At 33.3% G+C, this 8,278-nt stretch carries 12 protein-coding genes; all 12 read left to right on the top strand.

Going from position 1 to position 8,278, the window contains the following annotated elements; all coding sequences use genetic code 11:
* Window positions 1-137: 137 nt before the first annotated feature.
* Window positions 138-1,070, top strand: coding sequence for a glycosyltransferase (locus tag Q3907_RS05890; protein ID WP_301897646.1), 933 nt, complete (start codon window positions 138-140; stop codon window positions 1,068-1,070).
* Window positions 1,055-1,558 carry a GNAT family N-acetyltransferase gene (locus Q3907_RS05885; protein WP_295647234.1) on the top strand — a complete coding sequence of 168 codons (504 nt, stop codon included), beginning with the start codon at window positions 1,055-1,057 and terminating at the stop codon, window positions 1,556-1,558. The genes Q3907_RS05890 and Q3907_RS05885 overlap by 16 nt, the downstream gene beginning before the upstream one ends.
* A 32-nt stretch (window positions 1,559-1,590) precedes the next feature.
* Complete coding sequence (gene ffh / locus Q3907_RS05880) at window positions 1,591-3,009, top strand: signal recognition particle protein (RefSeq protein WP_295647232.1); 1,419 nt, start codon at window positions 1,591-1,593, stop codon at window positions 3,007-3,009.
* 95 nt (window positions 3,010-3,104) lie between these two features.
* Window positions 3,105-3,374, top strand: a complete 270-nt coding sequence (gene rpsP / locus Q3907_RS05875) for a 30S ribosomal protein S16 (RefSeq protein ID WP_295561853.1) — start codon at window positions 3,105-3,107, stop codon at window positions 3,372-3,374.
* Window positions 3,374-3,622, top strand: a complete 249-nt coding sequence (locus Q3907_RS05870; RefSeq protein ID WP_003865918.1) for a KH domain-containing protein — start codon at window positions 3,374-3,376, stop codon at window positions 3,620-3,622. Before rpsP ends, Q3907_RS05870 begins: the two co-directional genes overlap by 1 nt.
* Window positions 3,623-3,659: 37 nt before the next feature.
* Complete coding sequence (gene rimM, locus Q3907_RS05865; RefSeq protein ID WP_295647230.1) at window positions 3,660-4,148, top strand: ribosome maturation factor RimM; 489 nt, start codon at window positions 3,660-3,662, stop codon at window positions 4,146-4,148.
* The gene (gene trmD, locus Q3907_RS05860) at window positions 4,145-4,867 is read left to right on the top strand and encodes a tRNA (guanosine(37)-N1)-methyltransferase TrmD (protein ID WP_301897645.1); all 723 of its coding nucleotides are present in this window, start codon (window positions 4,145-4,147) and stop codon (window positions 4,865-4,867) included. Before rimM ends, trmD begins: the two co-directional genes overlap by 4 nt.
* A gap of 118 nt (window positions 4,868-4,985) precedes the next feature.
* Window positions 4,986-5,333 carry a 50S ribosomal protein L19 gene (rplS, locus tag Q3907_RS05855; protein WP_270432491.1) on the top strand — a complete coding sequence of 116 codons (348 nt, stop codon included), beginning with the start codon at window positions 4,986-4,988 and terminating at the stop codon, window positions 5,331-5,333.
* A gap of 83 nt (window positions 5,334-5,416) precedes the next feature.
* Window positions 5,417-6,046, top strand: a complete 630-nt coding sequence (gene lepB, locus Q3907_RS05850) for a signal peptidase I (protein ID WP_301897644.1) — start codon at window positions 5,417-5,419, stop codon at window positions 6,044-6,046.
* On the top strand, window positions 6,046-6,891 hold the full coding sequence (ylqF, locus tag Q3907_RS05845; protein ID WP_295561859.1) for a ribosome biogenesis GTPase YlqF: 846 nt from the start codon (window positions 6,046-6,048) through the stop codon (window positions 6,889-6,891). Before lepB ends, ylqF begins: the two co-directional genes overlap by 1 nt.
* Window positions 6,884-7,492 carry a ribonuclease HII gene (locus Q3907_RS05840; protein WP_295644258.1) on the top strand — a complete coding sequence of 203 codons (609 nt, stop codon included), beginning with the start codon at window positions 6,884-6,886 and terminating at the stop codon, window positions 7,490-7,492. The genes ylqF and Q3907_RS05840 overlap by 8 nt, the downstream gene beginning before the upstream one ends.
* A gap of 32 nt (window positions 7,493-7,524) precedes the next feature.
* Window positions 7,525-8,256 (top strand): DNA-processing protein DprA, encoded by a 732-nt coding sequence (gene dprA / locus Q3907_RS05835; RefSeq protein WP_295644256.1) that lies wholly within the window; start codon window positions 7,525-7,527, stop codon window positions 8,254-8,256.
* The last annotated feature ends 22 nt before the right edge of the window (window positions 8,257-8,278 follow it).

Below are 8,278 nucleotides of genomic sequence, written 5' to 3'. Positions count from 1 at the left end.
ACAATAGTTGGGCTTGCCCCTGCGAAGATAGCTAGCTGCCGGGTCCTTTTTTTTTAGATTTTTGTTGATTCTTATATGTAAATTTGATATTTTTTTATTTAAGAGATATTGTATTATGGCATTCAAGGAGGCCGTTCATGTATAAAGTAAGTATATTGATTCCAGTATATAATGTGGAAAAATATTTATCAAAATGTCTGGAATCTATTCTTTTACAGACATACAAAAATATAGAAATTATTATTATAAATGATGGAACAACCGATTCATCTTTAGAAATTGCGAATTTATATGCAAGTAAGTATGATTTCATTCATGTATATAGCTATGAAAATGCAGGTATTTCTACTACTCGAAATCGGGCATTAGAAAAGGCTACGGGTGACTACTATTTATTTGTGGATAGTGATGATTATTTAGATCCTAAAATGATAGAAAAAATGGTTGATCGAGCTATCAAAACAAATAGTGATATAGTAACTTGCGGTTATCGTATTGAATATAAAGGTTTATCCATACCAGTAAGTCCTATGCGAAAACAAACTATGGATTCTTTATCTGCACTAAGAGCATTGTCTCAAAATAAGGGGATTAATAATTACCCTTGGGGAAAATTATATGCGGCTTCTTGTTTTAAAAATGTTCAATTTCCTGATGAAAAAAAAGGATTTGAAGACACATATACGGTTTTTAAGGCAATTTATAATGCGAAGCGCATATCTATAATGCCTAATTGTTACTATCATTATGTGAAACGTCCAGGATCTTTAACCGATCATATGGATATTGTGCAGGCTTATGAAATGCGTGCAGCCTATGAGTATCAAGAGCTTTGTTTGCATCAATGGTTTCCTGAAGAAAACTTTTATTACGATATTAACTTTTATAATAGTGATATGGTAATTTTATACACTTTGATTTTTTTCTATTCGAGAAAAGATCAACCTGTTTATGTACCAGCTGTAATTGATTGGTCAAAAATTAATATATTTTATAAAATAGGATATCGTGTATGGCGATTCATCGCGTGTATTAAGTTTGGGTGGTCTTTAAAATGGCAAGAGAATTAATTCGTAAGGCAACATTAGAAGATATGCCTATATTATTAGAAATATATGATAGAGCAAGAAAATTTATGGCTTCTTGTGGAAATGTAAATCAATGGACAAATGGATATCCATCAAAAGAAATATTGTCTGAAGATATCGCAAAAGGTGAAATGTATGTTTTAGAAGATGAGGATGGTATTCAGGCTAGTTTTGTATTTTACTGTGGAATTGATCCTTGTTACAACAAAATCTATGATGGTCAATGGTTAAATGATGAGCCATATGGAGTGATTCATCGAATTGCGACTCGTGGATTAAAAAAACATATGGCTAATATCATTTTAGAATATTGTTCTTCTAAAATTGATAATATTCGTATGGATACACATATTGACAATAAACCAATGCAAAATTTTATGATTAGACATGGATTTAAACATGTTGGTACTATTTATTTAAAAAATGGACAAAGTCGTTTGGCATTCCATTGTAATTTAAATGAAAATTAGGTAAACTTAAAGAGTTTAGGGAGATTATATTTATGGCATTTGAATCATTAAGTGAACGCTTAAATAAAGCATTTAAGAATATTTCAGGACAGGGAAAACTAACTGAAAAAAATATGACTGACATGTTAAAAGAAGTACGCATGTCATTATTAGAAGCCGACGTTAATTATGATGTTGTTAAGAGCTTTGTTGAAAATGTAAAAGAAAAGGCATTAGGACAAGAAGTATTAGATTCTTTAAATCCAGGTCAGATGGTAGTCAAAATTGTACATGATGAACTACAAACCTTATTAGGTGAGGAAGATGCACATATCCACTTTAAAAAACAGGGTATGACTACGGTTATGATGGTTGGTTTACAAGGTACTGGTAAAACGACAGCAAGTGCAAAAATTGCCAATTACTGTAAAAATAAATTGGCACGTCGTGTTTTATTAGTGGCATGTGACGTAGTTCGTCCTGCTGCTATTGAACAGTTACAGACACTCGGTAAAAGTATAGATGTAGAAGTATTCACATGTGGTCCAGAAACACCTGCAGTTGAAACAGCAAAACAAGCATTGACATACGCAAGAGATCGTCAAAAAGATTTGGTAATCTTTGATACGGCTGGTCGTTTACATATTGATGAAGCATTGATGCATGAGCTTCAACAAATGAAAGAGCTAGTTGTTCCAGATGAAATTCTATTGACTGTAGATGCAATGACAGGTCAAGACATTGTCACTGTTGCGAAAGAATTTAATGAGCAATTATCTGTAACAGGATTAATTGTAACTAAAATGGATGGTGATGCACGTGGTGGTGGATTGTTGTCTGTTCGTTCTATTACAAATGTTCCTGTATTGTTTGTATCAAATGGTGAAAAAGTTGAGGATTTAGAAGAATTCCATCCTGACCGAATGGCAGATCGTATTCTGGGAATGGGAGACATTGTATCATTAGTCGAACAAGCTCAAGATAAGTTGGATATGGATGTTCAGAAGAAAACAGCTGAACGTATGAAACAGGGTGTATTCACATTCAATGATTTGCTAGCGCAATTAGGACAAGTATCTAAAATGGGATCTATGCAAAAAATGATGAATATGATTCCTGGGATTAATAAAGTCGCAAAAAATTTAGACGATGAAAAAATGAATTCACAAATGAAAAAGAGTGAGGCCATTATTTTATCAATGACTGAATATGAACGTGAAAACCCATCATGTTTAAAAGCATCAAGAAAAAACCGTATTGCCAAGGGTGCTGGAGTTAAAGTCATGGATGTCAATCGTTTGATTAATCAATTAGAACAAATGCAGATGATGACTAAGATGATGAGTGGTAAGGCAAAACTTCCAGATATGGCTGGATTGCAGAATATGCAACGTGGCGGTGGAATGCCAGGTATGTCAAAGCATACTGGTAGTAAGAAACAGAAGGCTAAAAAGAAAAAGAAGAAAAAATAAAAAAATAAGGTGTAAAGTAAAAATACTTGACACCTTATTTTATTCATGTTATTCTATATGAGCTTTAATAAATTAGAAAAGGTAGGAATTTAAATATGGTTAAATTACGTTTAAAAAGAATGGGTAAAAAGGGGGCTCCTTTCTACCGTATAGTAGCTGCTGACTCACGTAGTCCTCGTGATGGTCGTTTCATTGAACAAATTGGTACATACAACCCAAATAAAGTTGAAAACAAAGTTACATTAGACAAAGAATTAACAAAGAAATGGTTAAGCAATGGTGCACAACCAACTGATACAGTTCGTTCAATTTTATCACACGAAGGTGTTTTAAAAGAAATGCACGAAGCTAAAAGTTCAAAATAATGATTGATTTAGAAAAAACATTATTAGACATTTGTTTACCACTTGTAGATGATCAAAAAGCATTATCTGTAAAAACAATGGCAACTACAAATGAAAATGAAATTTTATTGTATGTATATGCCAATAGCGAAGATGTTGCACGTTTAATTGGTCGCAAAGGAATTATGGCTAGCAGTATTCGTCAGATGATGTCTATTGCGGCACGTGATGTACACAAAAGAATTTCAGTAAAATTTGAAGCGTATTAGGATGTGATTTCACATCCTGATTTTTTTAGGAGGACATATGATAAAAGTAGCTCAAATCATCAATACTCATGGACTTAAGGGTGAATGTAAATTATATCTTGTGACAGATGATCCCCAACATCGTTTTGAAAAAGGAAGAGTCTTGCATTTAGAAGATGGACGTACTTTAACTGTAGTGCGCTATCGCGAACAAAAAGGCTTTGGATATTGTTATTTTGAAGGAATTGATTCCATTGAAAAAGCAGAACAATTAAAGACAAAGAATCTATTCATTGCTCAAGATGATTTACCAGAACTTGAAGAAGGTCAATATTACTATCATGAATTGATGAATTGTACTGTATATAATGAGAAAAAAGAAAATCTTGGTGAAGTTGTAGATATATTAGAAACAGGTGCTAATTTAGTGCTTCGTGTAAAATCAAAAGGTAATAGCTTCTTATTGCCTTTTGTACCAGCATTCGTACTGGATGTAAATAAAGATGCACATGAAATCACAATTCGTGAAATGGATGGTTTACGATGAAAATATCAGTATTAACATTATTCCCAGAATATTTTGAACCATTAATGACGACAAGTATTCTAAAGCGTGCAAAAGAAAAAGAACTATTTGAATTTGAAACCATTGATTTTCGAAAGTTTACGAAAGAAAAACATGGGCATGTAGATGATACTCCCTATGGTGGTGGAGCCGGAATGGTTTTGATGTGCCAACCGATATTAGATGCATTACAATCCATTCGCACAGAAGATAGTACAGTTATTTTGTTGACGCCTCAGGGGAAGACTTTTAATCAACAAATCGCAAAGGAATTATCTTTAAAAGATCATTTAATATTCATTTGTGGACATTATGAAGGATTTGATGAGAGAATTCGTGATTATGTGGATATTCAAATGTCTTTAGGTGACTTTGTCTTAACCGGTGGAGAAAGTGCATGTATGGTTATGTGTGATTGCATATTGCGTATTTTGCCTGGAGTAATTCGTCAAGATTCAAGTGATGATGATTCTTTCTCAAATGGATTATTAGAATATCCACAATATACAAGACCGGAAGTGTATGATGGGAAAAGAGTTCCTGATGTATTATTGAGTGGGCATCATGCGAATATTAAGAAATATAGACATGAAGAATCTTTGAAACGAACTGCACTGTATCGTCCAGATTTATTAGATAATTTAGAATTAAATAGAGAAGATCAAAAAATTGTGGAAGCAGTGTTAAAAACAAAAAAATAATCTTGCGTAAAATGGGTTGACATGATAATATAAATGGGCGTTTACGCATAGGTAGTTCCGCTGACACATTGTGTGAATGAACTGATAACCAAATATTAGAAGAAAAGGAGAAAAGAAAATGAACTTAGCATTAGTTAATGAAGTAACAAAATCACAATTAAAGACTGATATTCCAGCATTCCGTTCTGGTAGTACTGTTCGTGTACACGTTAGAATCAAAGAAGGTGACAAGAGCCGTATCCAGGTATTCGAAGGTGTTGTAATTGAACGTGCAGGTGGAGGAATCTCTGAAACATTTACAGTACGTAAGATTTCTAACCAAATTGGTGTTGAACGTAAATTCCCTTTACACTCACCAATCATTGACCACATTGAAGTAGTTCGTCACGGTAAAGTACGTCGTAACAAATTATCTTACTTACGTAATCGTTCAGGTAAAGCTGCTCGTCTTAAAGAAGTTCGTTAATTGTTTAAAAAAGTCTGATTTTCAGGCTTTTTTTTCTGAAAAGACTTATAATAGAAATATGACAATTAGGGGGATAGAAAAATATGAAGAAAGCTAAAAAAAGTGAGCTTAGATATAATGAGGATGATGAATGTACATTACTCGAGGATATACTAGGATTTGTAAAAGTTTTCGTAGTAAGTGCAATTGTAATCTTATTATTTGTGAACTTTGTTGCACATCCTGTTCGTGTTGATGGAAGAAGTATGTATCCAACATTAAAAGATGGAGAATTTGGGTTTACAAACGTCGGTGGAGCTTTACTTAATGGTGTAGAACGAGGGGACATTGTTGTTGTGACGATGGAAGAAAATGGACAGAAAACACACTGGGTAAAACGTATAATTGGTTTACCTGGAGATACTATTAGCTGTGTGAATGACATTGTTTTTATTAATGGTAAAGTATTGGATGAGACTAAATATATTGATCCAGATTATCGCCAATCATTGGTAGATAAATTTGGTTATTTTAATAAGGTACCTAATGAAGACAATACAAATGTTCAAGATTTTGAAGAAGTGACATTAGGCGACGATGAATATTACGTGATGGGAGACAATAGACCTTATTCAAAAGATTCTAGATATATTGGGCCAGTAAAAAAATCACAAATATTCGCAAAGAAGATGTTAGTCTTGTTACCAATTTCAGATATAGGAGTGAAAGATTAGTGGCAAACGTACAATGGTTTCCAGGTCATATGACCAAAGCCAAAAGGCAAATGGAAGAAAATTTAAAAAAAGTTGATTTTGTGATTGAGATTCGTGATGCTAGAATGCCTGAAGCCAGTAAAAATCCGATGTTAGACCAATTGATTCAAAATAAACCGCGCTTGATTCTTTTGTCTAAAAAAGATAAGGCCGATAAAGAGCTTACGAAACAATGGGTAAATGCACTAGAAACAGAAAATCAAAAAGTATTAGCTTTAGATTTTATTCACGAAAATTTTTCAAAGCAATTAATTAAAGCATCGAATGAATTGTGTGTAAAATTGATTGAAAAACAAAAGCGCAGAGGCATGAAACCAAGAGCTTTACGAGCCATGGTATGTGGAATACCGAATGTTGGTAAAAGTACGTTTATTAATACGTTTGCGAAAAGAAAAGCCGCTCAAACAGGTGATCGTCCAGGCGTGACAAAAAGCCTTCAATGGATCAAAGTAGGCCAAACCTTAGAATTGTTAGATACACCAGGTGTATTATGGCCAAAATTTGAAGATCAACAAGTAGGGTTAAAACTAGCTTTATTAGGCTCGATAAAAGATCAAGTTGTAAATATGGACGATTTAGCTTTATTTGCATGTGAATATTTGATGAAAGAAAAGCCAGAAATATTTGATACGGTATATCATGTTGAAATTGCGGATACATCTTACGAAACTCTACAGAATATTGCCATAAAACGTGGCTATTTATTAAAGGGTGAAATTGATGAAAACCGTTTAATGTTAAGCTTTGTCAAAGATATTCGAGAAAATAAATGTGGCTTGATTACTTGGGAGAAGCCCTATGCTTGATAGACCTTTGGAACATGATTATTGGAATCAAGATGAAAGTGTTTTAGGTATGGATGAGGCTGGTCGAGGCCCTATTGCAGGTCCATTGATGGTAGCTGGTGTTATTTTTCCAAAGGGATATCAAAATGCGTTGATTGATGATTCAAAAAAATTGAGTGAAAAAAAGCGAGAAGAGTTGTTTAAAACAATTATTCAAGATGCTTTGTATTATCAAATTCTTGTGGTGGATGAAAAGACAATTGACAAGAAAAACATCTATCGTGCTACACAAGAAGCAATGATGGAAATTGCAAACAAGGCACAATGTGACTTTGTGCTTAGTGATGCGATGCCATTACCAGATATCGATAAACCTTACCAAGCTATTGTAAAGGGTGATCAAAAATCTTTATCGATTGCGGCTGCAAGTATTTTAGCAAAAGTAACTCGAGATCGATGGATGAAAAAGCTTGATGAAATGTATCCACAATATGGTTTAGCTAAACATAAAGGGTATCCAACAAAAGCTCATATTGAAGCATTAAATCAATATGGACTTCAGGATTTTTATCGAAGAAGCTATGGTCCTGTAAAAAAACTTGAAGAAATTAGACTTTTTTAGTTAAAAGTCTCTTTTTTTTCGTATAAGAGTATATGAAAATAAGCAGGGAAGCTATTTTATGGTATGCCATCCAATATGATGGAGATTGGAAAAAAATTGGTAATGCGATAAAGGCACATGAAAACTATTCCATCATTACATATCCATACGCATATTTTACAATTGTAGATGATGAGTATCCAGATGCATTTAAAAAGCTTAGGTATCCGCCATGGATTATTTTCTATCAAGGAGACTTAGGCTTATTGAAAGAAAAAGGAGTAGGAATTGTAGGCGCAAGAAATTGTTCTTTACAAGCGCTACAAAATACAGATCTTATTGTAAAGAGATTACAATCAAAGTATGTGATTGTCTCTGGTCTTGCAAAAGGAATTGATGCTAGAGCACATCAAAATGCAATAAGGACAATTGGAGTGCTTGGATGTGGTATTAATGTAATTTATCCAAAGGAAAATACATTTTTATTTGAAAGGATGAAATATACAGGACTGATTATTAGTGAATATCCAATGCATGTTAAACCTTTGGCGTATCATTTTCCATGGCGCAATCGTTTGATTGCTGCATTAAGCTATAGTTTGGTAGTGATTGAAGCTTCTTATAAAAGTGGTACGATGATTACAGTAAATGAGTGTTTAGAATTAAGTGTACCAATTTATTGTGTTCCTACTGCTTTTCAGGATGAAAAACATCAAGGATGTAACTATCTGATTAGTAATGGCGCCAATATTTTAGTGGATATAAAAGATGTTGATGATATCTGAGGATTGACAAAATGAATTTTTT

Origin of the sequence: uncultured Holdemanella sp. (assembly GCF_958348295.1) — a bacterium.
GTDB lineage: Bacteria > Bacillota_I > Bacilli_A > Erysipelotrichales > Erysipelotrichaceae > Holdemanella.
This window is presented reverse-complemented; position numbering and strand designations above follow the sequence as displayed.